The sequence below is a fragment of the Streptomyces durocortorensis genome, assembly GCF_016901035.1.
GTDB classification, from domain to species: domain Bacteria; phylum Actinomycetota; class Actinomycetes; order Streptomycetales; family Streptomycetaceae; genus Streptomyces; species Streptomyces durocortorensis.
This window is the reverse complement of record NZ_JAFEUF010000527.1, coordinates 1-919: the sequence shown is the minus strand read 5'-3', so window position 1 is coordinate 919 and position 919 is coordinate 1. Positions and strand designations below refer to the sequence as shown.

Annotated in this window: 1 protein-coding gene; it reads left to right on the top strand. The window is 78.0% G+C overall.

What is annotated here, in order from left to right:
* Positions 1-47: 47 nt before the first annotated feature.
* On the top strand, positions 48-818 hold the full coding sequence (locus JS521_RS35900) for an SDR family NAD(P)-dependent oxidoreductase (RefSeq protein ID WP_205087024.1): 771 nt from the start codon (positions 48-50) through the stop codon (positions 816-818).
* The last annotated feature ends 101 nt before the right edge of the window (positions 819-919 follow it).

Genomic DNA, 919 nt, shown 5'->3' with positions numbered 1-919 from the left:
CCCGCATCCGAGCCCGCACCGGCCCCGGCCGGGCTCGGGGTTTCCGCGTGACGGCGGGCGGCACGCTGCTGTCCGGCAAGGTGGCGCTGATCACCGGCGCCTCCAGCGGAATCGGCGCCGCGGCGGCCCGGCACTTCGCCGACGAGGGCGCCGCCGTCGTCCTGGTGGCCCGCAGGGCCGACCTGGTCGAGGAGGCCGCCGAGCGCATCCGGAAGGACGGCGGCCGGGCGGTGGCCGTACCGGGCGACGTCACCCGCAGGGCGGACATGGACCGGGCCGTCGCCACGGCCGTCGAACGGTTCGGCAGCCTCGACTGCGCCTTCAACAACGCCGGTTACGCCAGCGCGGGAACGCTTCTGCACGAGCTGACCGACGACGACTTCGACCGCACCATGGACGTCAACGTGCGCGGCGTCTGGAACTGTCTGCGCGCCCAGATCCCCGCCATGCTGCCGGCCGGCGCCGGCGCGGTGGTCAACACCTCCAGCGTCGCGGGCGTACGCGCCACCGCCGCCTCCGCGCCCTACGTGGCGGCGAAGCACGCGGTCCTCGGCCTGACCAGGGCGGCGGCCGCCGAGTACGGCGCGCAGGGCATCCGCGTCAACGCCCTCGTGGTGGGCAGCACCGATACGGAGATGATGGACGGCGTCCTCGCGGCGGGCCCCGCCGTACGCGCCGGCTTCGGCGGCAAGGCGATCCAGCAGCGCCTGGCCAATCCGACGGAGATCGCCCGCGCCGCCGCCTGGCTCTGCTCGGACGCCTCGTCCTTCACCACCGGGGCCGCCCTCGCGGTGGACGGCGGCCGCACCGCGAAGTAGCGGGTACGCCCCCCCGGGGGGGCGGCCCCCCCCGGCGGGGGGGGGGGGGGGGGGGGGGGGGGGGGGGGGGGGGGGGGGGCGCGCGCGCCCGGCGGGGGGGG